Annotated in this window: 26 protein-coding genes and 1 pseudogene; 14 read left to right on the top strand and 13 right to left on the bottom strand. The window is 71.9% G+C overall.

What is annotated here, in order from left to right; genetic code table 11:
* Window positions 1–14: 14 nt before the first annotated feature.
* From HHX30_RS15385 to HHX30_RS15360, 7 genes are all read right to left on the bottom strand, one after another.
* Complete coding sequence (locus HHX30_RS15385) at window positions 15–758, bottom strand: alpha/beta fold hydrolase (protein ID WP_169982621.1); 744 nt, start codon at window positions 756–758, stop codon at window positions 15–17.
* The gene (locus tag HHX30_RS15380) at window positions 755–1,393 is read right to left on the bottom strand and encodes a LysE family translocator (RefSeq protein WP_311922430.1); all 639 of its coding nucleotides are present in this window, start codon (window positions 1,391–1,393) and stop codon (window positions 755–757) included. The genes HHX30_RS15385 and HHX30_RS15380 overlap by 4 nt, the downstream gene beginning before the upstream one ends.
* 94 nt (window positions 1,394–1,487) lie before the next feature.
* Window positions 1,488–3,635 (bottom strand): RNA polymerase recycling motor ATPase HelR, encoded by a 2,148-nt coding sequence (helR, locus tag HHX30_RS15375; RefSeq protein ID WP_169982620.1) that lies wholly within the window; start codon window positions 3,633–3,635, stop codon window positions 1,488–1,490.
* 110 nt (window positions 3,636–3,745) lie between these two features.
* A complete protein-coding gene (locus HHX30_RS40640; protein ID WP_211592052.1) occupies window positions 3,746–4,057 on the bottom strand; it encodes a nucleotide disphospho-sugar-binding domain-containing protein in 312 nt (103 codons plus the stop codon).
* The gene (locus tag HHX30_RS40635; protein WP_211592051.1) at window positions 4,054–4,302 is read right to left on the bottom strand and encodes a hypothetical protein; all 249 of its coding nucleotides are present in this window, start codon (window positions 4,300–4,302) and stop codon (window positions 4,054–4,056) included. Before HHX30_RS40635 ends, HHX30_RS40640 begins: the two co-directional genes overlap by 4 nt.
* A 255-nt stretch (window positions 4,303–4,557) precedes the next feature.
* A complete protein-coding gene (locus HHX30_RS15365) occupies window positions 4,558–5,040 on the bottom strand; it encodes a hypothetical protein (protein WP_169982619.1) in 483 nt (160 codons plus the stop codon).
* On the bottom strand, window positions 5,037–5,573 hold the full coding sequence (locus tag HHX30_RS15360) for an RNA polymerase sigma factor (RefSeq protein WP_169982618.1): 537 nt from the start codon (window positions 5,571–5,573) through the stop codon (window positions 5,037–5,039). Before HHX30_RS15360 ends, HHX30_RS15365 begins: the two co-directional genes overlap by 4 nt.
* A gap of 291 nt (window positions 5,574–5,864) precedes the next feature.
* Here HHX30_RS15360 and HHX30_RS15355 point away from each other — a divergent pair, with 291 nt between their 5' ends.
* A complete protein-coding gene (locus tag HHX30_RS15355) occupies window positions 5,865–6,701 on the top strand; it encodes an MBL fold metallo-hydrolase (RefSeq protein ID WP_169982617.1) in 837 nt (278 codons plus the stop codon).
* Between the two features lie 185 nt (window positions 6,702–6,886).
* Here the strand turns inward: HHX30_RS15355 and HHX30_RS15350 are convergent, their stop codons facing one another.
* Window positions 6,887–7,867, bottom strand: a complete 981-nt coding sequence (locus HHX30_RS15350) for a YafY family protein (protein ID WP_169982616.1) — start codon at window positions 7,865–7,867, stop codon at window positions 6,887–6,889.
* Window positions 7,868–7,937: 70 nt separating this feature from the next.
* On the opposite strand from HHX30_RS15350, the gene HHX30_RS15345 reads away from it, so the two are divergent.
* Entirely contained in the window at window positions 7,938–8,753 is an 816-nt protein-coding gene (locus HHX30_RS15345) for a DeoR/GlpR family DNA-binding transcription regulator (protein ID WP_169982615.1), read from the top strand.
* Window positions 8,754–9,074: 321 nt separating this feature from the next.
* Window positions 9,075–10,301 (top strand): MFS transporter, encoded by a 1,227-nt coding sequence (locus tag HHX30_RS15340; protein ID WP_169982614.1) that lies wholly within the window; start codon window positions 9,075–9,077, stop codon window positions 10,299–10,301.
* Between the two features lie 22 nt (window positions 10,302–10,323).
* On the opposite strand, the pseudogene HHX30_RS41645 reads toward HHX30_RS15340, so the two are convergent.
* Window positions 10,324–10,613: pseudogene (locus HHX30_RS41645) on the bottom strand (IMP dehydrogenase); the annotation flags it as partial.
* Window positions 10,614–10,796: 183 nt separating this feature from the next.
* On the opposite strand from HHX30_RS41645, the gene HHX30_RS15330 reads away from it, so the two are divergent.
* On the top strand, window positions 10,797–11,057 hold the full coding sequence (locus HHX30_RS15330) for a GntR family transcriptional regulator (RefSeq protein ID WP_211592049.1): 261 nt from the start codon (window positions 10,797–10,799) through the stop codon (window positions 11,055–11,057).
* 32 nt (window positions 11,058–11,089) lie between these two features.
* Here HHX30_RS15330 and HHX30_RS15325 read toward each other — a convergent pair whose 3' ends face one another.
* From HHX30_RS15325 to HHX30_RS15315, 3 genes are read right to left on the bottom strand one after another with little or no spacing between them, the layout of a single operon-like run.
* Complete coding sequence (locus HHX30_RS15325) at window positions 11,090–11,689, bottom strand: GNAT family N-acetyltransferase (protein ID WP_211592048.1); 600 nt, start codon at window positions 11,687–11,689, stop codon at window positions 11,090–11,092.
* On the bottom strand, window positions 11,686–13,158 hold the full coding sequence (locus tag HHX30_RS15320; RefSeq protein ID WP_310742246.1) for an APC family permease: 1,473 nt from the start codon (window positions 13,156–13,158) through the stop codon (window positions 11,686–11,688). The genes HHX30_RS15325 and HHX30_RS15320 overlap by 4 nt, the downstream gene beginning before the upstream one ends.
* A 29-nt stretch (window positions 13,159–13,187) precedes the next feature.
* Complete coding sequence (locus HHX30_RS15315; RefSeq protein WP_169982611.1) at window positions 13,188–13,829, bottom strand: GPP34 family phosphoprotein; 642 nt, start codon at window positions 13,827–13,829, stop codon at window positions 13,188–13,190.
* A gap of 378 nt (window positions 13,830–14,207) precedes the next feature.
* On the opposite strand from HHX30_RS15315, the gene HHX30_RS15310 reads away from it, so the two are divergent.
* Together HHX30_RS15310 and HHX30_RS15305 are read left to right on the top strand one after the other, a co-directional pair.
* Complete coding sequence (locus HHX30_RS15310; protein ID WP_211592047.1) at window positions 14,208–14,744, top strand: hypothetical protein; 537 nt, start codon at window positions 14,208–14,210, stop codon at window positions 14,742–14,744.
* Between the two features lie 59 nt (window positions 14,745–14,803).
* Window positions 14,804–15,004, top strand: coding sequence for a DUF3072 domain-containing protein (locus HHX30_RS15305; RefSeq protein WP_169982610.1), 201 nt, complete (start codon window positions 14,804–14,806; stop codon window positions 15,002–15,004).
* 59 nt (window positions 15,005–15,063) lie between these two features.
* Here HHX30_RS15305 and HHX30_RS15300 read toward each other — a convergent pair whose 3' ends face one another.
* Complete coding sequence (locus HHX30_RS15300; protein ID WP_169982609.1) at window positions 15,064–15,927, bottom strand: SDR family oxidoreductase; 864 nt, start codon at window positions 15,925–15,927, stop codon at window positions 15,064–15,066.
* Between the two features lie 133 nt (window positions 15,928–16,060).
* Between HHX30_RS15300 and HHX30_RS15295 the strand changes: the two genes are divergently transcribed.
* The 8 genes from HHX30_RS15295 to HHX30_RS15260 all read left to right on the top strand — a co-directional run bounded on the left by HHX30_RS15295 (window position 16,061) and on the right by HHX30_RS15260 (window position 25,617).
* Window positions 16,061–17,605 carry a pentapeptide repeat-containing protein gene (locus tag HHX30_RS15295; RefSeq protein ID WP_169982608.1) on the top strand — a complete coding sequence of 515 codons (1,545 nt, stop codon included), beginning with the start codon at window positions 16,061–16,063 and terminating at the stop codon, window positions 17,603–17,605.
* A gap of 113 nt (window positions 17,606–17,718) precedes the next feature.
* The gene (locus HHX30_RS15290; protein WP_169982607.1) at window positions 17,719–18,603 is read left to right on the top strand and encodes an ABC transporter substrate-binding protein; all 885 of its coding nucleotides are present in this window, start codon (window positions 17,719–17,721) and stop codon (window positions 18,601–18,603) included.
* The gene (locus tag HHX30_RS15285) at window positions 18,594–19,508 is read left to right on the top strand and encodes an amino acid ABC transporter permease (protein WP_311922425.1); all 915 of its coding nucleotides are present in this window, start codon (window positions 18,594–18,596) and stop codon (window positions 19,506–19,508) included. Before HHX30_RS15290 ends, HHX30_RS15285 begins: the two co-directional genes overlap by 10 nt.
* Window positions 19,505–20,278 (top strand): amino acid ABC transporter ATP-binding protein, encoded by a 774-nt coding sequence (locus HHX30_RS15280; protein ID WP_283246784.1) that lies wholly within the window; start codon window positions 19,505–19,507, stop codon window positions 20,276–20,278. Before HHX30_RS15285 ends, HHX30_RS15280 begins: the two co-directional genes overlap by 4 nt.
* Window positions 20,275–21,891 carry an amidohydrolase family protein gene (locus HHX30_RS15275; RefSeq protein WP_169982606.1) on the top strand — a complete coding sequence of 539 codons (1,617 nt, stop codon included), beginning with the start codon at window positions 20,275–20,277 and terminating at the stop codon, window positions 21,889–21,891. The genes HHX30_RS15280 and HHX30_RS15275 overlap by 4 nt, the downstream gene beginning before the upstream one ends.
* Window positions 21,892–21,904: 13 nt before the next feature.
* Complete coding sequence (locus HHX30_RS15270) at window positions 21,905–22,750, top strand: serine hydrolase (RefSeq protein WP_311922423.1); 846 nt, start codon at window positions 21,905–21,907, stop codon at window positions 22,748–22,750.
* A 34-nt stretch (window positions 22,751–22,784) separates the two neighbouring features.
* Window positions 22,785–23,696 (top strand): LysR family transcriptional regulator, encoded by a 912-nt coding sequence (locus tag HHX30_RS15265; protein ID WP_169982605.1) that lies wholly within the window; start codon window positions 22,785–22,787, stop codon window positions 23,694–23,696.
* A gap of 160 nt (window positions 23,697–23,856) precedes the next feature.
* Window positions 23,857–25,617 (top strand): glycoside hydrolase family 15 protein, encoded by a 1,761-nt coding sequence (locus tag HHX30_RS15260; protein ID WP_169982604.1) that lies wholly within the window; start codon window positions 23,857–23,859, stop codon window positions 25,615–25,617.
* Window positions 25,618–25,747: the final 130 nt, after the last annotated feature.

The raw sequence follows: 25,747 nt of genomic DNA, 5'->3' as shown, positions 1-25,747 counted from the left end.
CTTTACAATGTAGATCAGGAGAGGAAGTCGCACAGCAGACTCGTGATCTCCGCCGGGCGTTCCAGACTCGGCAGGTGACCGGCCCAGTCGAGGTCGAGCAGCGTCGCGTCCGGCATCGCCTCCGCGATGTGCCGTCCGCTCCCCTGAAAGTACGGCAGGTCGTGGCCGCCGACGACTACCAGCGCCGGCGCCGTGACCGCCGGCAGGTCGATCGGATCCCTCCTCCGCTCGGGCTCGGGGTCGGCGGCCAGTTGCACCTCGAACGCGTGACGCTGCATCGCCGCCAGCCGCGTCCTGACCGGCTCGTCCGCCTCCGGGCCGAGCCATGTGCGGACGTTGAGGTCCACCGCTCCCCCGACGTCACCCGCCTCGATCAGCCGGTCCTCCTCCGACCCGAACGCCTCCAGGTCGGGGGTGGGCGGCAGCCCGCAGCCCGCGTTCAGGAGCACGAGCCGCGAGACCAGATCGGGATGCCCCGTCGCCAGCTCCAGTGCCACCCGGCCGCCGTACGACGATCCGACGAGCGCGACCCTGCGCAGCCCGAGCGCCGCGAGCAGGTCCGCGACGTCACCCGCGTCCGAGTACGGCCCCTCCGCGGCGTACGGCGTCCGCCCGTGGCCCCGGAAGTCCGGCCGGATCACGTGGAACCTCTCCCCCAGCGGCTGCCACTGGGGATCCCACATGCCCGAGTCGGCGACGCCGGAGTGCAGCAGGACGACGGGATCACCGGAGCCCAGTTCCTCGTGCCAGATCGTCATCGGGCCTCCACCGCCACACGGAGGCCTAGTGCCACCAGCACCACCCCCGACACCTGTTCGAGCCGGCGGCGCACGGCGGGCCTGCCCAGCACGGCGCCGGCCCGGCCTACCAGCCAGATCATCCCGACGTACCAGATCACGTCCACGACCACCCAGATCACCGCGAGCATCGTCAGCGTCAGCGGCACATGTGCGCCCTGCGGCACGAACTGCGGCAGAAACGACATCGCGAACACGGCGGCCTTGGGGTTGGCGCCGCAGGTGGCGAGCCCCAGCCCGTACGAGCGGCGCCACCCGGCGGCCGCCCGCGCCTCGTCCCCGGCGTACGGCGCGGACGGGTCGAGTGCCACCGGCGCGCGCCTGGCCTTCCACAGCGATTGCACGCCCATCAGCACCAGCAGCGCCGCACCCACCGCCTTCATCACGCCGTACGCGACCTCGGATGCCACGACAAGCGCGGACAGCCCGAACACGGCGGCCATGGACCACAGGAAGATGCCGGTCTCGTTGCCGAGCAGCGCGGCCACCCCGGAGGAGCGCCCGGCCCTGAGCGTCTGCCGCAGGATCACCGCGGTGCTCACGCCCGGGATCATCGCGAGCAGGAAGCAAGAACCGGCGAATACGAGCCAGATCACACGGCCATCGTCCCGGCGCCGGCCGGAGCGCCGCAACTTGTTTGCCGTCCGGCGCCGGATCCGGGCACGCGGATCCGGCGCCGGACGGCCGGCGTCAGGAGCCGGTGAGGATGACGAGCCGCTGGGTCGCGCGGGTCATCGCGACGTAGCGGTCGACGGCGCCTTCGACGCCCTCGCCGAACCTCTCCGGGTCGACGAGGACGACCAGGTCGAACTCGAGCCCCTTCGCCAGTTCCGGAGTCAGCGAACGGACGCGGGGCATCTCCCGGAAGGCGGGGTCGCCGATGACGCAGGCGACTCCGTCGGCGTGCCCGGCGAGCCAGGCGTCGAGGATCGGGCCCAGGTCGCAGGCCGATCCGTGGACGACGGGGACGCCGCTGCCGCGGATCGAGGCCGGCACGTTGGCGTCCGGGAGCACGGCCCGGATGACCGGCTCGGCCTCCGCCATGACCTCCTTCGGCGTCCGGTAGTTGATGCTCAGGGTGGCCAGGGTGATCCGGTCGAGCCCGATCCGTTCGAGCCGTTCCCGCCACGACTCGGTGAACCCGTGCCTGGCCTGGGCGCGGTCCCCGACGATCGTGAAGCTCCGGGACGGGCAGCGCAGCAGCAGCATCTGCCACTCCGCGTCGGTGAGCTCCTGGGCCTCGTCCACGACGATGTGGGCGAACGGGCCGGCGAGCCGGTCCGGAACGGGGCCGGACAGCGCGGCCTCGTCGACCAGGGCGTCCTGCATGTCCTGTCCGCGCAGCATCGACATCACGAGCATCTCGGAGTCGTCGGCCTCGATCAGATCCTCGGCGACCCGCGCCATGTGCTCGCGCTGGGCGGCGACGGCGGCGTCATGGCGACGCCTGCGCCGGGACGCCTCCGGATCGCCGAGCCGCTGCCGTGCCGCGTCCAGGAGCGGCAGGTCGGACACGGTCCACGCCTGGGCGTCCGCACGCTGCAGCTTCCGGACCTCCTCGGGGGCGAGCCAGGGCGCGCACAGCCGCAGGTAGGCGGGCACCGACCACAGGTCTCCGACGAGGTCGGCCGCTTCGATCAGCGGCCACGCGCGGTTGACGGTCGTGAGCAGCTCCCTGTTGCGCAGCAGCGACCTGCGGACGAGCTCGGCCGGCGCTTCGTCGTCGTGCTTGTCCACCAGGATCGTGACCAGCTCCTCCCAGATCCGGTCACGCGCCTCGTTGTGCGGGGTGCCGGGTTCCGGCGCGTCGAACGCCTCGGCCCAGTCGCCGGGGCTCAGCCAGACGTCGGACCAGGGGGTCGTGACCGTCATCCCCTCGGTGGGCGGGTTCTCGTAGAACCGGACGGCCGGCTCGATGGCCTTCACCAGGTCCGCGGACGACTTCAGGCGGGCTACGTCCGGGTCGGTCTCGATCGCCGCCGTGGCGCCCTCGGCGACGAGGTCCCGCAGGGTGCAGGTCTGCACGCCCTCCTCGCCGAGGCTGGGCAGGACGTCGGCGACGTAGGCCAGGTAGGGCTGATGCGGGCCCACGAACAGCACCCCGCCCCTGCGGTGACCGAGACGGGGATCGGAGTAGAGGAGGTAGGCGGAGCGGTGCAGGGCGACCACGGTCTTCCCCGTGCCCGGACCGCCGTCGACGACGAGAGCGCCCTGGGACCCCGCGCGGATGACGGCGTCCTGGTCGGCCTGGATGGTGCCGAGCACGTCCCGCATCCGTCCCGACCGGCTGCCGCCCAGGCTGGCGATGAAGGCGGACTGGTCGTCCAGAGCGGCGTGCCCTTCCAGCCCGTCCGGGGTGAACACCTCGTCCCAGTAGTCGCTGACCCGGCCGCGGGTCCAGCGATACCTGCGGCGGCTCGCCAGACCCATCGGGTTGGCGTGGGTGGCTCCGAAGAACGGCTCGGCCGCCGGGGAGCGCCAGTCGAGCAGCAGCCTGCGACCCTCGCCGTCCGTGAGGCCGAGCCGTCCGACGTACACCGGCTCGGAGCCGTCCGCGCCGACCATGCGTCCCAGGCACAGGTCCAGGCCGAAGCGGCGTAGCAGGCGCAGGCGGGCGGTCAGCCGGTGGATCTCCAGGTCCCGGTCCAGCGCCTGCCGGCCCAGACCGCCGGGCGCCCTGCGCTCGGCGTCGAGGCGGGCGGACAGCTCGGCGATCGACTGCTCGAGGGTCTCCGCGACGGCGGCGAGGTGCCGCTCGTCGGCGGAGATCAGCGCCGGGTCCGCCTTGTGAGACAGGCGTTCGGGAAGGTCGAAGGCGCTGGTGGTCAAAGGATTCACGTCATCAGCTCCGATCTGAGGTCGCTTCGCGACTGTTACGCACGGCAGGGCATCGCGACCGGCGTGACGAGTGGCTCCGCCTGGCGGCCTCGTCAGCCGACTGCGGCCGGTCAACAGGCCTGCGGGTTCTCGTGGTCCGGGTCCTGGATCGACGGCGCCGGACCGTCGTGTGCCGCCGATGCCCAGCTCGGCCACGCGGGCGGCTCAGTACGGCCGGCCCAGTACGGTCGGCCCGCCGCCTGGGGCACCATCACCTGGGGTGCGCCGGCCCGGGCTGCCGTCGTCGTGGTGCCCGCGCCGCCGTGGTGCACGACGGCGGCCACGCGGGCGAACGACGCCTGATGGTCGACCTCGCCGACGGTGAAGCAGTCGTACCGGTCGTCGATCAGGGCCAGGTCCGCCCAGGCGCGGGGGACGATCACACGGCGGCCCCGCGCGCGGATCGCCTCGACGGCCACCTGCGCGGCGGCGCGGCCGTCGTCAGTGCGCGCGCCGACCGGCCGACCGGCACCATCGGCACGCCCACGCCGGCCGGCCGCTGCGCGAAGTCCTCGTCGGGCGGCGCGCACACCCGCACCTCCGCGCGGAGTTCCCGCAACCGTACGGCGAGCGCCACCGGCGGTTCGACGTCCCCCCGTGACCCATAGGTCGACCACAACACGCGCATTTCGCGCTCCCCCGTTTTCGCGGACTCCGGCCTCAGGCCGACGATTCTGCGGTACGACCCGGGTCTTGCCGCAAGACCCCCTGTGCGCTATACGTTGAGAATGGAAGGGAGCGGACATCCCCCTTTCCCCTCATAAACCCCGGACGTCGTCGATCCGTTAGAAGGCCGGCCCCGGCGTCGTATCGCCAGACAGGCGATCCCGCTCAAGGTCACCGGCGCGGTAACGCCTGCTCGGCCCACTGGTCTCCAGCGCGTTCACGGGTTCCCCCGGCCGGTCAGCTCGCGCATGCGGCGCAGCAGCGCCGCCCGCCGGAGGTGGGCGCGCACCACGAGCACCACGGCCACCGCGACGAACAGCCCCCCGACCGCCAGGGCGAGCCCCGCCCCCGTGCCGCGTCGCACGGCCACGACGGTCACGACCGCGGTGGTGGCCAGCGAGGCGGCCAGGCCGATCCAGGCGGCGATCACCCGGTCGGCGGCGAACAGCGGAACCCGGCGCGTCAGCAGCCATCCCCCGTATGCGGCCCAGGCCAGGCAGAGCGCCGTGAACAACGCGAACGCCAGATGAGTGCGTCCGGGCAGCGGGCCGGGCTCCGACCACCACAACGTGCTGACGAAGACCGCGCCGGCCACGCCGGCCAGCAGCGCCGTCACCGCCCGGATCCGCCTTCTGAGCGACAGCACCGGCGCCAGGTGCTCGATCATGTCCTGCGCCGACCGGCGCGGCTCGTTGTTCATGACGTGTGTCCCTTCTCCTCAAGGTGCTCCCGCAACAGGCGACGGGCGCGGTTGAGCCGGGACTTGACCGTTCCGGCCGGGACCTGGCAGACGTGGGCACATTCCTCGACCGGCAGGTCCCCCAGGTAGAACAGGACGAGGATCTCCCGCTCCAGCACCGGCAGAGCCGACAGCACGCTCACCAGCGCGGCACGCTCCACCATGACCTCAGCCGGGTCTTCGGCGATCCCTTCGCCCGCGATGTCCCCGAATGCCGAGGTTTCCTCGGCCTGGGCGTACTCGTCACGCAGCCGGTCGGTGACCGACCGCCGGGCGATCGTGAACAACCACGGCACGAACCGGCCGGGTTCCCTGAGGCGGGGCAGGCCGCGAACCACAGCCAGCCAGATCTCCTGGCTCACGTCGTCGGCCCGGTCGGCGTCCAGCATGCGCCGGACATACGTCCACACCGGCATCCGCCACCGAACCAGCAGCTCGGCCAGCGCCCCGCGCTCGCCCAGCTGAGCGCGGACCACCAGCAGCTCATCGGTCATCTCGTCCTCCCGTCACCCTGCACAGTCGGGCGAGAGACCGAGAAGGTTCACGATCGCCGGACGAAGGCGTGGTCGGGCAGGTGCCGGTCGGGTGGTGTGCGCTCCGCGAGACTACAGAAGTCGAGGAGTCGGTCCCCGTCGACGGCCGGACCGTGGTTCCACGATTGCTCCTTGACAGGTGCTTCGCTCCCCATGTAGTAGTTGCAGAGTGCAATTACCTTGGGAGCTGCTGGACCGCTTCGTTTACTCGATGCAGGTGCTCCGGGCGGGGCTTCTCAAGGAGGCGGGCTCGTGCTGAGGCGGGTCGCTGAGGGTGTGTGGGTCCACGAGAGCGAGTTCGTGCAGAGCAACGCCGTCACGGTGCAGGGCCGGGCCGGTGTGTTGCTCATCGACCCCGGGGTGACCGGCTCCGAGATCGACTGCCTCGCGAACGACCTTCGCGAGTTGGGTCAGCCCGTTGTGGCAGGGTTTTCCACCCATCCGCATTGGGATCACCTGCTCTGGCACGCCCGGCTCGGCGAGGCGCCCCGTTACGGCACGGCGCGCTGCGCGGCCACTGTCCGAGATCAGCTGCCCGACGCGGATGCGAAGGCCCGTATCGCCGCCCACCTGCTGGAGACGGAAATCGCCGGGCGGGTACCGCTGGACCTGCTCGGCCTCATCACCGGTCTGCCCGCCGAAACCGCGCGGATTCCCTGGGACGGCCCCGGGGTCCGGATCATCGAGCATCGAGCGCATGCCCCGGGCCACGCGGCGCTGTTGATCGAGGAACGCGGGGTTCTCCTCGCCGGCGACATGCTTTCCGATGTCCTGATTCCGATGCTCGACGCGGACGGCCCCACCGACCCGATCGAGGACTACCTCGCCGCGCTGCGGTTGCTCGAGGGCGTGGCCGGCGGCGTCGACGTCGTCGTCCCGGGCCACGGCTCCGTCGGCGGATCCGGCCAGGTACAGGCACGCATCGACCAGGATCGGGCGTACGTACTCGCGTTGCGAAACGGTCACGTCCCCGCCGACCCACGGATCGGCCCATCGGCCAAGCCCGGCTGGGAGTGGGTGAGCGACGTGCACCAAGGACAACTCCAACGCCTCGCCCGAAGAAGCGACCGCGACCGGGCGCCCCGCTAGCGATCGGTGTGCGACACGGCCGGTGCGCGCGGGCCGCCGCCGCTCAAGCCCCGCGTCGACCACGCCGCCCACCGTCTGGCCGCCGTCCGGCCGCCGCGCAGGACGCGGCCCGCGCCGCGGCCGCGAGCCGTTTCCGGCGGCTGACGACAGCGCATGGGCCCGGCCGCGGAACATCCGCTGAAGGCTCAGCCGTCGGGTGCCGCGCCGTACACACGGGACAGGTCGGCGACGGCCTCGGCCATCAGCGCGCGCAGCTCGGCCGGCTCCAGCACCTCGACGAGGACGCCCATCCGCAGGAACAGCCACCGGGCGTGTGTGAGGGACTCGATCGGCAGCGTCAGCCGGGTCCCGCCGCCGGGCTCCGGCTGCCCGTCCGCCAGCGCCTTGTCGACGACGTCGCGGCCGAGGGTGTATCGCAGCAGGTCCTCGGCTCCCGGCGCGAGCCGCACCACCGCCTCGGCCGTGTACATCCGTGAGGCGAACCCCGCGGCGAAGCCGCGCCAGAACTCGGCGAGGTCGAAGTCCGGCGGCCGTTCGAAGCGCTCGGGCAGCACTTCGGCCTCGACGATCCGGCCCACGCGGTAGGTGCGCACCGTGCCGTCGCAGGCGGCGGCGAGGTACCAGGAACCGCCCTTGAGCACCAGGCCGTAGGGACGCACCAGCCGTTCCACCTCGGTCTGCCCCCACCGGCGGTAGCGCAGCCGCAGCGTCCGCTCCTCCCACACCGCCTCCGCGACCTCCGTGAGGAACGGCGCCTCGTCGGCCCCCCGGTACCAGCCCGGCACGTCGAGGTGGAACCTCTCCCGCATCCTGGCCGCATGGGATCGCGGTTCGGGCGGCAGCGCGGCCAGCAGCTTCAGCTCCGCCGCCGCGGCGAAGTCGGCGAGCCCCAGCTCGGCGGCCGGGCCCGGCAGACCGGCCAGGAACAGGGACGAGGCCTCCTCCACGGTGAGCCCGTTGAGGCGCGTACGGTAGCCGTCGAGCAGCCGGTATCCGCCGAGCGGCCCGCGATCGGCGTAGACGGGCACGCCGGCGGCCGACAGGGCCTCGACGTCGCGGTAGACGGTGCGGACCGACACCTCGAGCTCTTCGGCGATTTCTGTGGCGGTCATCCTGCCGCGGGTTTGCAGCAGGAGCAGCAGGGACAGCAACCGGCTCGCGCGCATGTAACCAGTCTGCCACCTTTACAAAGTAGATTTACTTGCTTTCGCACATCCGCTGTGTTCAAATGCACACATGGAAAGTGCCGACCGGATCCGGGCGATCATGAACGCACTGCGCACGTCCGACAGCGTCTCCGTGGCAGAACTGGCGCTGGCGTACGGCGTGTCGGAGATGACCATCCGGCGCGACCTGGACGAGCTCGCCCAGCAGGGGGTGGTCCGGCGTGTCCGCGGTGGTGCGCTGAGCCTGCTTCTGCGCGGCGAGGAACCGCCCTTCGGCGTGCGTGAGCGAGAGGCGATCGACGCCAAGCGCCGCATCGGCGCGGAGGTCGCCGCTCTTCTGGCCGACGGCGAGGCCGTGCTGCTCGACGGCGGCACGACCGCGCTCGAAGTCGCCCGGGCCGTGCGCGAGCGCCGTCTGACCGTCCTGCCGCTGGCACTGCAGGCGGCCCAGGAACTGACGGGCGCCCCCCGCGTCCGCCTCGTCCTGCCCGGCGGGGAGGTGCGGCACGGGGAGTTGAACTTCGTCGGGCCGCTCACCGAGACCTCGATCAGGGCCCTCCGGTTCGACACCGCGGTGATCGGCTGCTGCGGCCTTTCGGCCGAGCACGGCCTGACCGCGCACGACCTGCCCGAGGTGGCGATCAAACAGGCCGCGATCGCCTCGGCCCGCCGCGTCGTCGCCGTGTGCGACTCGGGCAAGTTCACCCGTACGGCCTTCGGCGCGGTCTGCGGGCTCGACCGGCTCGACGTGGTGGTCACCGACGAGGGCATTCCCCGGGACCAGCATGACGCGCTCACCGCCGCCGGCGTCACCGTAAGGGCCGTCCCCGCCTCCGCTCCTGTCTCATCCCCCGTCTCGGCCCCGGAGTCGAGCCCTGCCACCTGAGCGGCGCCTCTCGCCTCGCACGCTCCCGGGCCCAGGCCCGCGTCCGCGCCGTACAGGCCAGGGCGGACACGACACCAGAGGACCACTCCACTCCCCCGCCCGCGCGAACCCAGGCCGTCGCCGCCTCATGGCGGCGCGCCGCGAACACCGGGCGTGAGCGTTCGCACAGCTCACGTCCACCGTCCGGCACGCGCCGTCCACATAGCAGCGGACTTCGGCCGGCCGCCGCCGCTCACCAGCCCGTCCCCGCCGGGCGCCCCCGCGCGGGCTGCACAGAAGAACCTTCCAGTCCGAACCTCCAGTGCCCCCGAGGAGCACGACATGGCCGCTGCTCTGTCCGCCCCACCCCACCCGGCGCTCCTACGCGCACGCGTGGCCGTCTACGGACTGTTCCTGCTGTCCGGCATGGCCATCGGCACGTGGACCAGCAGGATCCCCGCCATCAAGGCGGACCTGCGGCTCAGCGACGGCGCGCTCAGCCTGGGACTGCTCGGCATCGCGGCCGGCGCCATCACCGGCATGCAGGTCGTCGGCCGCCTGGTGGACCGTCACGGCAGCTACCGGACCATGCTGCCGATGGCCGTCGTCCAGGGCTTGGTCCTGGTGATCCCCGCCTACATGCCGAACCTGCCGGCGCTCGCGCTCTCCCTGTTCGCGTTCGGCGCGGTGCACGGCACCCTCGATGTGGCCATGAACGCCAACGCCGTCGTGGTCGAGCGGGCCTACGGCAAGCCGATCATGTCGTCCTTCCACGCGGTGTTCAGCGTCGGCGGGTTCGCGGGGGCGTCCGCGGGCGGGCTGTTCGCCCACGCCGGAGTGAGCCCGGGGGTGACCTTCGCGGCGATGGGCGCGGTGATCCTGCTCATCGCCCTGCTGAGCGCGCGCTGGGCCGTCCGCGACGACCCAGCGCGCGAAGCGGCGCAGGCCGCGTCCCCCGGAACCGGCCCGGCGCGGCGGCGGCGGGTCAACAGCGCCGTGCTGTTCCTCGGTGTCCTCGCCTTCTGCTGCCTTGTCGGAGAAGGCGCCTCGGCCGACTGGGGTTCGGTCTACCTGCGCGACAACCTGGGCTCCTCCCCCGGCTTCGCCGCGGCCGCGTACGCCGCGTTCTCGATCATGATGACGGCCGGCCGGTTCGCCGGGGACCGTCTCGCCGCCCGGCTGGGGCCGGTCACGCTGGTCCGCTGCTGCGGAGGGTTGGCCGGGGTGGGCCTCGCGGCCGGGATCCTCGTCGGTCACCCCGTGGCCGGGGTGGTGGGATTCGGGCTGTTCGGCGCGGGCCTGTCGTGCATCGTTCCCCAGGTGTTCTCCGCCGCCGGGCACCGCGACCCCGCCCAGTCGGGCCGTGCGCTCGCCGCCGTGGCGAGCCTCGGTTACACCGGCTTCCTCACCGGGCCCGTTCTCATCGGCGGCCTGGCCGAGGCCGTCACCCTGCCGTACGCGTTGCTGGTGCCCGCCGTGCTCGCGTTGTTCGTGGCCCTCGCCGCACCGGCGCTGCGCACGCCCCGGCCGGAACCCGCGGCCGATCGCGACGCCGAGCCCGCCCGATGACAGCCGCGGGGGCGGTGATCGGTCACCGGAGCAGCGTCTTGACGGCGCGGCGTTCGTCCATGGCCCGGTAGCCCTCGGCGGCCCGGTCGAGGGGCAGGTCGAGGTCGAAGACCTTGCCGGGGTCGATCGTGCGATCCCAGATGAGCCGGATGAGCTCGAGTGCGCCCCGAGGCCGCCGGTGAGGTCTTTGAGTGCGGCGACGCCGTCGTCGCCGCGTTCGGCGATGATGTCGGTGGCGCCGAACTCGATCGCGAGTTTCTGCCGGTCGGCGTGCCTGCTGAAGACGACGATCCGGTCCGCGCCCAGGTGCCGGGGGTGGCCATGCCGTCAGGCCACCGGCCGTCACGGCCGGATCGGCGGACTGGCTACTACCTATCACAGGAGCTGGTCAGCCGGGCAGGAAGGCACTGGCGAAAGGTGTACTGACAGGGCACCCCTGCGGACGCGATCGAGGGGGCGAGGGTTGGGGCCGACGGCGCCGGGCAGGGGTGGGGCGTGGCCGTCACCAACGATCCCCAGGAGCCGGTCCCGGCGTACCGGCGGCTCGCGGCGATGCTCCGCGAGGAGATAGTGCGGGGCCGGATCGAGCCCGACCGCCCCCTGCCGCCGGAGGAGCGCCTGGTGCGCGAGCAGGGGTTCGCCCCCGAGGACGTGCGCCGCGCCGTGGAGGTGCTCAGCGGCGAGGGCCTCGTGTACACGATCGAGGGGCGCGGGGCGTACGTGTCCACCCGCGCCGAGGAGACGGGCGGCGGCTGAGCGGCCGGCCGCCCCGTCCCCACCGGCAGGTGCTATCCGGCGGCGCCGGACGAGCGGGGCTCGCGCCACATGGGATACATGACCGGGCCGCCGGGAATCCGGAGCAGCTCCGGCATGTCGGTGTAGCCGTGGCGGAGGTAGAGCCGCCGGCTCGCCTCGCTGCTGGCCTCCAGGTAGGCCGGGATCCCGTCGGCGTCGAGCCTGCGGTGGTGCTCCTCCAGCAGCACGCTGCCGAGGCCGCGGCCGGTCCTGCCCCGCTCCAGGGCGATGAACGCCAGGTAGTGGTGCGGCTCACGGGGGTGGAGCTTGTCCAACAGCTGACCGAGGACGCCGTAGCGTTCGGCGTTGTCCCCGGCGAAGGACGCGATCGCCTCCTGCTCTCCGGGGATCTCGGGGAACGGCGCGGCGAACCAGACCGCCACACCGGCCAGTTCACCCGATTCCCGGATGCCGTACACGTCGCCGTGCTCCAGCGCGTGCCCGGCCCACAGCGTGAAGAACCGCCGCTGCATGGGCAGGCGGTCCTCCGCGCACGGGATGAGCCACCTGGTGATCTCGTCGATGTGGAACGTGTCGGCGATGAGCCCGCCGGCGGCGTCCGCGTCCGTCATCCGGATGATCTCGACCGTCATTTGACGCCCCCGCCGACGGCCTGCGCGCCCAGGCCGATGTTGGCGTACACCTCGGGCCGCGTCGACTTCAGCACCCGGCCCCAGACGAGGCCGAGGATGATCGCGACGACGAAGATGCCGGGCAGGATCCAGCGGAGGATCGAGTCGGGCTCGACTCCGAGGACCGTGTCGAAGTTGACCAGGGTGAGGCCGATGATCACGCAGAGCGCCAGGATCGCCAGAGCCGGGGCGATGCGGGTGCGCCAGGTCGTCTCCCCCCGAGGGTCACGGGAGAAGAACACGATCACCGAAATCGAGGTGACGGTGAGCAGGGTCAGCAGCCCGAGACCGCCGAAGGTGCCGAAGATGAAGAACATCTTGGTGACCGGGTCGAGGCCGGAGATCGCGTAAACGGTGATCACGATCAGCCCGAGCACCGTCTGCAGCAGCGACCCGGCGATCGGAGCGGCGGTGCGGGCCGAGGTACGGCCGAAGATCGAGGGAAGGACGTTCTCCCGGCCCAGGGCGAAGATGTAGCGGGCCGTGGTGTTGTGGAAGGCGATCATGCAGGCGACGCTGCTGGTCACGAACAGCACCGAGCCGATCGTCGAGACGGCGGAGCCCAGGTGCGCGGCGGCCTGGTTGAAGATGAGCTCGGTCCCCTGCTCCGAGGCGGCCTTGACGATCCCGTCCGGCCCGGTCGGCACCGTCTGCGCCCAGGCGGAGAACGAGTACAGCAGGGCGATGATCGCGATGCCCAGGTAGGTGGCGATCGGCACGGTCCGGTGGCGGTCCTTGGACTCCTCGGCGAAGACCACCGACGACTCGATGCCGGCGAACCCCGCGACGACGGTGGCGAGCGCCGCACCCACGCCGGGCACGAACAGCGCGCCGGGGCTGAAGCCCTCGAAGCTGATGCCGCCCGGGCCCGCGTGCGTCACGTCGCCGAGGTCGAACAGCAGCACGATGGCGATCTCGCTGATCAGCAGGACGGACAGGATCTTCCCGTTAACGTCCACCCGCAGCAGACCCAGCAGGCCGGTCAGCCCCCAGGCCACGAGCGCGATCACCCACCACGGGGGCGAGCCGCCGAACCAGTCGACGAGCAGCGGCTCGGCGGCCGATCCGATGATTCCGTAGAGGCCGAGTTGCAGCGCGTTGTAGGCCAGCAGCGCCACCCATGCGGTCGCGACTCCCTGGGTCCGGCCGAGCCCCTGGGCGGCGTAGGCGTAGAAGGCGCCCGCGTTCACCACGTGCCTGGCCATGGTCACGTATCCGACGGCGAAGAGCGCGAAGACGGCGCCCAGCAACAGGAACGCGAACGGGACGCCGATGACGCCCGTCACCGTGTACGCCGTCGGGACCGAACCCGCGACGACCATCAGCGGCGCCGCCGCGGAGATGACGAAGAACACGATGGACGGCACGCCGAGCCGGTCCTGGGCCAGTGCCGCGGTGACGACGCTGGGCCGTTGCTCTGTGAGGGACACCTGGAACTCCGTGTGAGGGGGGTCGGAGGTCACCGGCGGCTGATGACAGCCTCGCCGACGGCGACCTTGGTCTGGGCGATGAGTCGCTGCAGGGCTACGGGGAGCAGGGCGATCGCGGCGGCCACGAACCGGGGATCGTGCTCGGACAGGATCCGCTGTGCGCAGCCGGCCGCGGCCAGGAAGCCCAGGAGGACGCAGTCCCGGACCGCCGGCGGCTTGCGCCGCTGCACGGCGAGGTTCAGCCGGGCGAGCGGCCACGCGGCCGTGTTGATGTCCGCCGGCGCCGCGGGCTGCTGCTTCAGCAGGTGCCTGACCGGAGGCTTCAGCAGGTTCGCGGCGATCATCCGGGCGGTGACGTCGGCGTGGATCGTCCGGGCGAAGAAGAGCAGCCACGTGCCGACCGGGTGGTGCGGTTCGGCGATGACGTGACCGAGCACCGTGCGGGTGAGCGGGTCCCCGGTGGCCTCCCGGACCGTCGCGTGGAGGCGCTCGGGGTTCGAGGCGAAGTCGAACGCCACGCGCTCGGCGAGCATCAGCTCGGCGATGACCGCGCCGGCCAGCGCCAGCCCCGTGAGCCGGGGATGTAGCAACGGATGACCCGTCACATTGTCGTGCAGGACAAAGTACAGATCATCGACAAGGGACGGGCTCGAAAGATCGCTTTCAGCCACGGTCGGCGATCATATAGGCGAATTGTTTCATCTGTCATCGCACGAAATCGTATTGTGTGAGCGACTTCGCGGTTCTCCGCCCGATACATAAATAATGCCAACCGGAATGCGCTTTTGGGTAATGCAATTACGGTCCGTCGCACTGACGGTTGCGGAACGTGTCAGCGGATCAGGACATTCGCCAGGATCGTGAGCAGGATCGACACGACGATCGAGATGACGATCATCATGAGGCAGCCCGATGCTCCCCCGAGTGGCCGAATCTTGAAATTTCCTGGCATGACATCCTCCCCCTCGCTGCTCCACGTGCGCCTACCCACGGCCCACAGGCCGAACCGAGCGCGGTTTGTCCGTTTTGCGGCCGGGCATCGTCGGCCTATGACGACCCAGGACGACAGGGGCGCGGCGGCTCTGGCCCGCGCCCACGGGCTTTTCAACATCGCGGGCGGGCTGTGGCCGCTCCTGCACCTGCCGAGCTTCGAGAGGGTGTTCGGCGCGAAGACCGACCGGTGGCTGGAACGCACCGTCGCCGGACTGCTCGTCGGGATCGGATGGACGCAGGTCCGCGCCGCGTCCGCGCCCGGCGGCGCCGACCACGCGCGCCGTCTCGGCATGGCCACGGCGGCGACGCTGCTCGCCGTCGACCTGGTCTACGTGCCCACCGGCCGCATCCGGCCCGTCTATCTTCTCGACGCGGCGGCCGAGGCGATGTGGCTGCGCGCCTGGCGGGCCCGGGCCGTACGGCCGGAGCCTCCGTCCACCCGCGCCGGCTCGGTGTTCGCCGCGGCGGCGGCGCTGGCCGCGGGCTGTGCCACGGGCGCCGCGCTGGCCACGCGGATGCTGCGGCGGCGGCCGGACTTCGGCGACTCCGAGCTCACCCGGGCCCGCTACCTGCGCCATCCCGCGGCGCGGTGAGCCAGGTTACGGGCCACGACGACGGGTAGAGCGAACGGCAGTTCGGCAATGGAGGAGTCATGGACCGAGGACCTGTGGAGAAGGACCCCGAGGAGTGGGCGACGGGGGACGAGCCGATGACCGCGCCGCAGGAGTCCTACCTGCGCACGCTGGCCAGGGAGGCCGGGCGGGACGTGCCGGAGGGACTCAGCAAGGCCGAGGCCTCCCAGCTGATCGACGAGCTGCAGGACCAGAGCCGCCGCCTGAACGACAACGGGTGAACGGAGCCGAAGGGCCGCCCGGGACGGCCCCGGGCGGCCTTCGGCATGCTCAGGCGCCGTCACCCGGGCAGCGTCTCGCCGCCGATCGGGGCGAGGACCTCCCCGGTGTAGTACGACGACAGCCGGTTGGCGGCGAAGAACACGTACGAGGGAGCGATCTCGTCCGGGTCGGCAGGCCGGCCCATCGGCACCTGCTGACCGAACTTGTCCACCTTCTCCTCCGGGAACGTCGCCGGGATGAGCGGCGTCCAGACCGGGCCGGGAGCCACGGCGTTGATCCTGATCCCCCGGTCGACCAGCACCTGGGCCATCGAGTAGGTGAACGCGTTGATCGCGCCCTTGGTGGCGGAGTAGTCGATCAGCTGCTTGTTTCCGCGCAGCCCGTTGATCGACGAGGTGTTCACGATCGAGCCGCCCTCGGGCATGTGCCGCAGCGCCGCCTTCGTGACGCGGAAGTAGCTGTGGATGTTGACGGCGAAGGTGCGCTCCCACTGGTCGTCCGGCAGCTCCTCCAGCGACTGCACGGGGGTCTGCGTGGCCACGTTGTTCACCAGCACGTCGATCCCGCCGAGCTCGCGGACCGTGCGCTCGACGACATCCTCGCAGTGGCGGGGATCGGCGAGGTCGCCCGGGATGATCACGCAGCGGCGCCCCTCCTGCTCCACCAGCTTCCTGGTGTGCTCGGCGTCGTCGTGCTCGGTCAGGTACGCGATCGCGACGTCCGCCCCCTCCTTGGCGAACGCCACGGCCACGGCGCGCCCGATGCCGGAGTCTCCCCCGGTGACGAGCGCACGCTTGCCGGCCAGCAGGTCGCGTCCGGCGTAGTCGCGCATCTCGTCTCTGGGCTCGGGCGCCATCTCGCCCGTCCGGCCGGGGTACTGCTGCGTCTGCGGTGGCGGTGTGGAGTTCGGCTGCTCAGACATGCACGTCGGGTACCCCCGGCCCGCCAGGGCAAACGGCCGCCGGCGAGCCCCGGGGCGATCGCGATCGATACACAGTGTTACCTATCCATCACGCTTTAATGCCCCGAGATGGGACATCGGGTATGACGTTGCCATGACACCCCGGTCGCGGATCGCTCCGCTCGACGTGGTCTGGAGAACGTGCGACGCCGTGCCCGAGTGCCTGGGCGTCGTCTGCGAACCGTACGGCAGGTGCCTCGCGCACCTCACGCCGGTCGAGTCGGCCGAGGTCCTGCGGGGCCTGGCGCCGGGTCAGTCCCTCGACCTGCGCGGCACCGTCCTGCCGGAGGACCTGCTCACGCGGGTCCTCGACGGCGTGGAGCGCCGTCTCGGCCGGGCCAGGTTCGACCGCGCGGTCTTCACCGGCCCGGCCCGTTTCGCCGAGGTCGTCTTCGCCGGCGACGCGACTTTCGACCACGCCGGGTTCGAGCGTCTCGCCTCGTTCTACGGAGCCCGGTTCCTGCGCAACGTCTCCTTCCGCGAGGCCCGGTTCCTGCGCGAGTTGTCCTTGCACGACGCGCGGGTGTGCGGCCACGCCGCGTTCGACCGGGTCACGGTGCGCGGCGACGCCCTGTTCGGCGGGGCACGGTTCGGTGAGGCACGGTTCGGTGGGGCCCTGCCGGAAAGGGCGGGGACGGCGTCGTTCCAGGACGCGCGGTTCCACGGATTCGCCGCGTTCGACGCGACCGTCTTCCATGGAGACGCCCGCTTCCGCGGGGCCCGGTTCCACCGGGCCGTCTCCTTCCGCGGCTCGGGCTGGGAGGCGGGCGCCGACTTCCAGGGCGCCCGCTTCGAGGGGGCGGCCTACCTCGGCCCGATGCGGGTCGTGCGGCGGCTGTCGCTGGCGGGCGTACGGTCCCGCGCGCCGTTGCACCTGGACACCGGCGGGTGCCGGGTGGTGCTGCGTTCGGCCGTTCTCGGGCGGCTCACCGCACGGCTGTCCGACGCCGAGGTCGACCTGCGGGACGCCACGCTCGCCGGGCCGTCCGCCGTCACCCGTCGCGCCGGCCGGCTGCGCGTGACCTCGCTCGACGGCCTCGACGCGGGCGCGCTCACGCTGACCGGCGCCGACCTGCGCGGGTGCGGCCTCGGCGGGCTGCGCCGCCCCGAGGGCCTGCGCCTGCGGGAGTGCCTGTTCGCCGCGCCGCCGGGCGGGTTCGGGCTACGGCTGGGCTGGCCGCCCGTACGGTGGTGGAGCCGCCGCCGGGTCATCGCCGACGAGCACCTGTGGCGGGGCTGGCCGCCGGAGGCGGATGGGCACACCGCCGCCGTCCCCGCCGAGGACCCGGCGCCCGACCCGGTGCGCCTGGCGGCCGTGTACGAGCGGCTGCGGCCGGGCGTCGACGACGCGCGGGTGGCTGCCGACTTCGCGTTCGGCGCGATGGAGATGCGGCGGCTGGGCAGTGCGCGCGGCCGGGCCAGGCTGCTGCTGTCGCTGTACTGGCTCGCCTGCGGGTACGGCCTGCGCGCGGGGCGTGCCCTCGGGTGGCTCACGCTGGTGGCGGCTCTCGCCGCGGGCGCGGTGTGCTGGACCGCAATGGCGCGCCCGGCGGGCAAGCACGGCGTTCAGCGTGCCCGGGTCGCGGTCGTGCGGCCCGCGGCGTCCGCCTCCCGCCCGGCGCACGAGGCCGGAGGCTGAGGCGCGCGAGCATCGAAATCTTCGATGCTCAGAAGCGCAAGCGTTCACGAGTGTTACGGCCGTTACCTCCTGTCGCCAGCATAAGCTCAATCGTTCGCAAAACAGGAGGTTCCATGACAAAGCGCCTACATGTGGCCATAGTCGGCGCGCTGGTCGTGTCGGCGCTCGCCGGCGGCTGCGGGCGCTCGTCGTCCGGAACCGCCGCGGGCGAGAACGCGGCGGCGACGACGGGCAAGACCGCCAAGGACCTGGTCCCCGAGGACGTGCGCAAGACGGGTACGCTGCGGGTCGCCACGTCCGAGGGCTACCCCCCGATGGAGATGTACAAGAAGGGCACCCAGGAGCTCACCGGTGTCGACCCCGATCTCGGCGCGGCCATCGCGGCCAAGCTCGGGCTGAAGTTCTCGATCACCAACGCGGCCTTCGACGGGCTCATCCCCGGCCTGCAGGGCGGGCGCTGGGACATCGTGATGTCCTCGATGAGCGACACCGAGGAGCGGCGCGCGGCGGTCGACTTCGTCGACTACTTCAACGCGGGCGGCGCCATCATGGTGAAGAAGGGCAACCCCGACGGCATCAAGAACCTCGAGGACCTGTGCGGCCGCACGGTGGTGCTGGCCAAGGGCAGCTCCAACCTCGCCATCGGCGAGAAGCAGAACGAGAAGTGCGCCACGAAGATGAAGATCATGCAGAGCGAGGACGCGCCCACCGGCCTGCTCTCGATCGACTCCGGGCGCGCCGTGGCCACGATCGTGGACTACCCCGTCGCCGTGATGTACGCCAAGGACACCGGCAAGTACGACGTGCTGCCCGAGCAGTACGACGCCGGGCCGTGGGGCATCGCCGTCGACAAGCGCAAGACGGCGCTGCGCGACGCGGTCGCCAAGGCGATGGAGGAGCTCCAGGCCGACGGCGGCTACAAGGCCGTGCTCGACGAGTACGGCGTGGCGGCCAACGCCGTCGACGGCGTGCTGGTCAACACCCAGCCGTGGAAGTGACCCGGGAGCACGAGGCCGCCGCCGAGCTGCCGATCGAGGCCGTGCGTCCCGTACGGCCCGGCCGGTGGCTCGGGGCGGCCGCCGCCCTCCTCTTCCTGGTCTGGCTGGCCTACACGGTCATCGTCAACGAGAACCTGCACTGGGACGTCATCGTCGCCTACCTGGCCGACGGCAGGATCCTCGGCGGTCTGTGGGTCACGATCCAGCTCACCGTGCTGTCCATGGCCATCGGCCTGGTGCTCGGGGTGCTCGCCGCCGTCATGCAGCTGTCGGACAACCCCGCGCTGCGCGGCACCTCCGCGCTCTACACGTGGTTCTTCCGCGGCACGCCGCTGCTGGTGCAGCTCATCTTCTGGTTCAACATCGGGCTGGTCTTCCCCGCCTTCGCGATCGGCGTCCCCTTCGGCGGGCCCAAGCTGATCGAATGGCAGGCCAACGAGGTCATCACGCCGTTCACCGCGGCGTTGCTCGGCCTGGCCATCAACGAGGGCGCGTACATGGCGGAGATCGTCCGCGCGGGCATCCGCTCGGTCGACCCCGGCCAGCGGGAGGCGGCCGAGTCGCTCGGCATGTCGCACCGGCAGGTGCTGCGCCGCGTGGTGCTGCCGCAGGCCATGCGCGTGATCATCCCGCCGACCGGCAACCAGTTCATCTCGATGCTGAAGACCACCTCGATGGTCTCGGTGATCGCCGGAGCCGAGCTGCTGACCGTGGCGCAGCGCATCTACCTCGGCAATTTCGAGGTCATCGCGATGCTCGTGGTCGCCTCGATCTGGTACGTCGTGCTCACCACGATCGCGAGCGTCGGCCAGCACTTCGTGGAGAAGCGGTTCGAACGCGGCCACGTGCGGCTGTCCTCCCGGGTCCGCCGCAACCTGCGGCCCCTGCAGAAGGAGCCCTCATGAGCGGCCCTGACCAGCCGATGGTGCGCATCCGCGCGGTCCGCAAGCGGTTCGGCGCGCTGGAGGTGCTCAAGGGCATCGACCTCGACGTCCCCGCCGGCGAGGTGGTGTGCATCGTCGGCCCGTCGGGGTCGGGCAAGTCGACCCTGCTGCGCTGCGTCAACCGCCTGGAGACGATCGACTCGGGCCGGATCTGGGTGAACGGCGAGCTGATGGGCTACGCCGAGCGCGGCGGCCGGCTGCACGCGCTGCGCCCGGCCGAGCTGTCCCGGCAGCGGCGCGGCATCGGCATGGTGTTCCAGCGCTTCCACCTGTTCCCGCACCGCACCGCGATCGAGAACGTCATGGAGGGGCCGGTCACCGTGCTGGGCACGCGCGCCGCCCAGGCCAGACGGCAGGCGGAGGAGCTGCTCGAGCGGGTCGGCCTGGCCGACCGCGCCCACCACTACCCGGCCCAGCTGTCCGGCGGCCAGCAGCAGCGGGTGGCCATCGCCCGCAGCCTCGCGATGCGGCCCAGCCTGATGCTGTTCGACGAGCCGACCAGCGCGCTCGACCCCGAGCTGGTGCAGGAGGTGCTGGCCGTCATGCGGGACCTCGCGGCGACCGGCATGACCATGATGGTCGTCACCCACGAGATGAATTTCGCCCGGGAGGTCGGCGACCAGCTCGTGTTCATGGACGACGGCGTCATCGTCGAGCGCGGCGACCCGCGCGAGGTGCTCTCCGCGCCCCGCCACGAGCGGTTGCGCACCTTCCTCGGGCAGGTCCGGTGACCGGCTTCGACCTGCTCATCCGGGGCGGCCTGCTGGTGGACGGCACGGGCCGCCCCGGGCGGCCCGCCGACGTCGGCGTGGCCGCCGGGCGGCTGACCGTGCTGGCCCCGGGCGAGGCCCCCCGCACGGGCGGCACGGCGGAGGTGATCGACGCGCGCGGGCGCGTCGTCTCCCCCGGGTTCGTCGACGTGCACACGCACTCCGACGGCGTCACGCTGCTCGGCCCGTCCGGCGGCGGCTCCGGCAGGGCGCTGGTGCGGGCGTCGGTGCTGCAGGGGGTCACCACCGAGATCTGCGGCAACTGCGGGTCCGGCCTCTTCCCGGCCCTGCCGGAGCGGCTGCCGGCCATGCGCGCCGAGGCGCGGATCGCCTTCGGCGGCGACGTCGGCATGTACGCCGACTTCGCGGGTTTCGCCGCCGCGCACGCGCGGGTGCCCCGGGCCAACCACCTGGCCTCGCTGGTCGGCCACGGCACGCTCAGGGCGGGCGTGCTCGGCCCGGTCGACCGGCCCGCCCGGCCCGATGAGCTGCGCACGATGTGCGCGCTGCTCGACGCCTCCCTGTCGCAGGGCGCGGCCGGGCTGTCCACCGGCCTCATCTACACCCCCGGCTCGTACGCCGGGACCGACGAGGTCGTGGCGCTCGCCGCGGTGGCCGCCCGGCACGGCAAGCCGTACGTCACCCACCTGCGTGACGAGATGTCGCGCGTGGAGGAGGCGCTGGAGGAGGCGATCGAGATCTCCCGGCGCAGCGGCGCGGCGCTGCACGTCTCGCACCACAAGACCGCGGGCCGGTACGCCTGGGGACGCACCGAGCGCACGCTGCCGCGCATCGCCGCGCTGCGGGCCGAGGGGATGGACGTCACCTGTGACGTCTACCCCTACACCGCGGGCAGCACGGCGCTGGCCGCCATGCTGCCGCCCTGGGCGAACGACGGCGGCCTGGGGGCGCTCACGGCGCGGCTCGGCGACCCCGCCGAGCGGGACAGGATGCGCCGGGCCATCGCGGAGGGCGTGCCCGGCTGGGAGAACACGGTCGGCAACGGCGGCTGGGACCGCATCTCGGTCGCCTGCGCGCCCCGCCATCCTCAGGCCGAGGGCAGGACCATCGCCGACCTCGCGGCCTCGGCCGGCGCCGATCCCCTCGACGTGGCCGCCGACCTGCTGGTGGCCGAGGCGGGCGAGGTGACGATCATCAGCCACTCGATGGTCGAGGAGGACGTGCGGCGGGTGCTGGCCGCGCCGTACACGATGATCGGTTCCGACGGCGTGCCGAAGCCGGGCGGGCGCCCGCACCCGCGCTGGGCCGGGACGTTCCCCCGGGTGCTCGGGCGGTACGTCCGGGAGCTGGGGCTGCTGCGGCTGGAGGAGGCGGTGCACAAGATGACCGGGATGGCCGCGGCCCGTTTCGGGCTGACCGGGCGCGGGGTGATCCGCGACGGCGCGCACGCCGACCTGGTGGTCTTCGACCCCGCGGCGGTGGCCGACCTGGCGACGTTCACCGAGCCGCTGCTGCCGCCCACCGGGATCGACGTGGTCGTCGCGGGTGGTCAGGTGGTGGTGCGCGACGGCGAGGAGACCGGCGCGCGTCCGGGTTCGGTGCTGGCTCTGTGAAAGGGATGACGTGGTGAGCGGAAAGGACGCCGGCGACGTGCCGGGGGCGGCACGGCTGGCCGAGGCGGCGGCCGCCTGTCCGGGCACGCTGGCCGTCTGCGTTCCCGGCCTGCTCGGCGTGAACGAGGACGTGGTGCTGCCGCTGGCCAGCACCGGCAAGGTGCTGCTGCTCGCGGCGCTCGCCCAGGACGTGGCGGCGGGCGTCGTGGACCCGGACGAGCCGGTGCCGCTGCTCGACGAGGACTACGCGAGCGGGTCGGGCCTGCTGACCGATCTCTCGGCCCGCGTCTGGACGGCCGGCGACCTCGCCCTGCTCACCGCCTCCGTCAGCGACAACACCGCGACGAACGCGCTGCTGCGGCGGCTCGGGCTCGCCCGGGTGGACGCGGCCGCCGCCGCGCTCGGACTGGCCAGGACCCGGATCCACGACAGGATCCGCGAGCCCAGGCTCCCGGTGCATCCGCCGGCCTTCGCCACCGGGACGGCGCGCGAGCTGGCCGGGCTCATGCGGTCCCTGGCGCACGGCCGAGAGCCGTGGCAGCGGCTGCTGCTCGGCTGGATGGCGCACAACACCGACCGCGCCCTGGTGCCCGCGCTGCTCCCGCACGAGCCCGAGGACCGCGACCCGCCGGTGGCCCTGCCGTACGCCGCCGGGGTCTGGGTGGCGAACAAGACCGGCACCGACGCCGGCACCCGGGCCGACGTGGGCGTCATGGCCGGGACGCGGTGGGAGGGCTACGCCGTGCTCGCGCACGGGCCGGTGGGCCGCGAGCACGCCCTGGTCCGGGCGATCCGGCAGGCGGGCCTCGCCGTCGCCGCCAGCGTAATTCCGCCCCGATGGCTCGGCTTCCCGCTGTGACCAGCGTGGATGCCAGGTCGCCGATACTGGGGGCATGCTCAGCAGCCACCGCCTCAAGGTGCTCCTGGAGGTCTTCAGGACCGGGAGCATCGCCGGAGCCGCCAAGTCCCTGCGGCTGTCGCCCTCGGCCGTCTCCCACCAGCTCGCCCGGCTGGAGGAGGAGGCGGGGGTCGGGCTGGTGGAGCGGGCCGCGCACAGCCTGCGGCTGACCGCGGCGGGTCACCGCCTGGCCGGGCGGGCCCAGGAGGTGCTCGACCTCATCGAATCCGCCGAGAAGGACCTGCTCGCGCAGGCGCGGGCGGACGCCGGGCAGTTGCGCATCGGGTTCTTCGCCTCGGCCGGCTACCGGCTGCTGCCGATGGCGCTGTCGTCCTTCACGGCCCGCCATCCGGGCGTCGTGCTCGACCTGGTGCTCGGGCAGCCGCACGAGTTGCTGACCGACGTGGAACGCGGCGAGCTGGACGTGCTGGTCGTGTTCGAGCACGCGCTGGACCCCTGGAAGGCGCCGAAGGGCGTCGAGGTCGTCCACCTGTTCGACGAGCCGCAGCTGCTCGTCATGCCGCTCGGCCACCCCGTGGGAAGCCGGCCCCGCGTCCGGCTGACCGACCTGGCCGACGAGCCGTGGATCACCACGTTCGGCACCGAGACCCCGGTGTCGGTGCTGGAGCGGGCCAGCGCCCTGGAGGGGTTCACGCCCACCATCCGCTGCCGCAGCGACCACTACGAGGTGACGCTCGGCCTGGTCCGGGCCGGGCTCGGCGTGGCCCTCGTGCCGAGCCTCGGCGTGCAGGGAGCGGCGGGGATCCAGGTCTGCCAGGTCGAGGGGCAGAAGCTCTACCGGCGGGTCGGCGCCGCCCTCCGCCCGACCAACCCCAACCCCGCCCTGCGCGCGTTCGTCGACTACCTCAGAGACGCCTCGGCCCGTCTCAGCGTCACCCTGCGCTGATGCGCGTTTGAAAGCGAAATTACCGGGGTTTTCTTGCCGCAGTGAATCGCGTTTGATATCACCCAGGCGCGCCAAGAGCATCGGGATCGCCTGATGACATGAAAAGGCTTTACAAAATACCCGGTGCTGCGAAAAATTCGGCAGCGCTACCCTGACGGATATGCGGATCGAAGACTATGCCCTGGTAGGGGACATGCAGTCAGCCGCCCTCATCGGCAGGGACGGATCAATCGACTGGCTTTGCCTGCCCCGATTCGACTCCCCCGCCTGCTTCGCGCGTTTGCTGGGCGACGAGTCCAACGGTTTCTGGCACCTGGCCGCCGTTGGACAGCACACGGCCGCCCGGCGATCCTATGTCGGAAACACGCTCATCCTGGAAACCGTCTGGGAAACCCCCACGGGAACGGCCAGGGTGCTCGATTTCATGCCGCCGCGGCACGCCAGTCCCGATCTCGTACGGGTGGTCGAGGGCCTCTCAGGGACCGTGGAGATGACGACGGAGATCCGCGTCCGCTTCGACTACGGCCGCCTGGTCCCGTGGGTGCGCAGGGAGGGCGGCCACCCGCTCGCCATCGGCGGGCCGGACGCCGTCTGGATCCACGCGCACACGGACGTTCCCCTCCGGGGCGGCGACTACCGGCATACGGCGACGTTCACGGTGACCGCCGGGAGGCAGGTGCCGATCGTGCTCACCTGGCGGCCCTCCCATGAGGGGGAACCCGAGCACATCGATCCTCTGGACCAGCTTGAGGAGACCAGGCTGATGTGGGAGGAGTGGTCCTCCCAGTGCCGGTATCGCGGCCGCTGGCGCGACGCCGTGGTCCGCTCGCTGATCACTCTCAAGGCGCTGACGTACAAGCCCACCGGTGGCATCGTCGCGGCGCCCACGACCTCGCTGCCCGAGCACATCGGCGGCGAGCGCAACTGGGACTACCGCTACTGCTGGCTGCGCGACGCGGCGATGACGCTCGACGCGCTCCTGCGGTCGGGATACGTCGAGGAGGCCGGCGCCTGGCAGACCTGGCTGCTGCGCGCCATCGCCGGCCGCCCTGAGGACATGCAGGTCCTGTACGGCGTGGCCGGCGAGCGCCGGCTGCCGGAGATGACGCTCAAGTGGCTGTGCGGCTACGAGGGATCACGGCCGGTCCACATCGGCAATGACGCGACCGATCAGCTCCAGCTCGACATCTATGGCGAGGTCGTCGACACGCTCTACCATGCCCGCAAGCAGGGCATATCGCCCGACGATCGCGCGTGGGCCATGGTCACCGAGATCATGGAGTTCTTCGAGAGCCACTGGACCCAGCCGGACGAGGGACTGTGGGAAGTGCGCGGCTCACGCCGGCACTTCGTCTACTCCAAGGTCATGGCCTGGGTCGCCGCCGACCGCATGGTCCGCATCATCGAAGAACTCGGCCAGCACGGCGAGGTCGAGCGCTGGCGTGCCCTGCGCGACCGCATCCACGCCGAGGTCTGCGACAAGGGCTACGACCCCGGACGCAACACCTTCACCCAGTCCTACGGCTCCCGCGAACTGGACGCGGCCCTGCTGCAGATACCGATCCTCGGCTTCCTCCCACCCGACGACGCTCGGGTGATCGGCACTGTGGAGGCCATCGAACGCGAGCTGATGGTCGACGACCTCGTCCTGCGCTACCCCGTCGCCGAGCAGAACCCGATCGACAACCTGCGGGGCGGCGAGGGCGCCTTCCTCGCCTGCAGCTTCTGGCTCGCCGAGGCACGCGCCCTGATCGGCCGCCGAGAGGAGGCCGTCGAACTGTTCGAGCACCTCGTCGGGCTGTGCAACGACGTCGGCCTGCTCGCCGAGGAGTACGACACTCGGTCGAGCCGCCAAGTCGGCAACTTCCCCCAGGCGTTCAGCCACATCCACCTGATCCGCACCGCGCTGGCCCTGGGGTGATCCGGCAGTACGACATGCCTTCACGGATCAGGCCTCCGCACCATATGCCCGAGCGGTTCCATTGACGCTCTCCTGGAGGACCCTGAACCGGATGTGAACTCTGTCCATGCTCACCCCAGACCCGCTCCTT

The organism is Microbispora sp. H10836 (genome assembly GCF_012999525.1).
Taxonomy (GTDB): domain Bacteria; phylum Actinomycetota; class Actinomycetes; order Streptosporangiales; family Streptosporangiaceae; genus Microbispora.
The sequence above is the reverse complement of the archived record's forward strand: the minus strand, read 5'-3'. Positions and strand labels throughout refer to the sequence as shown.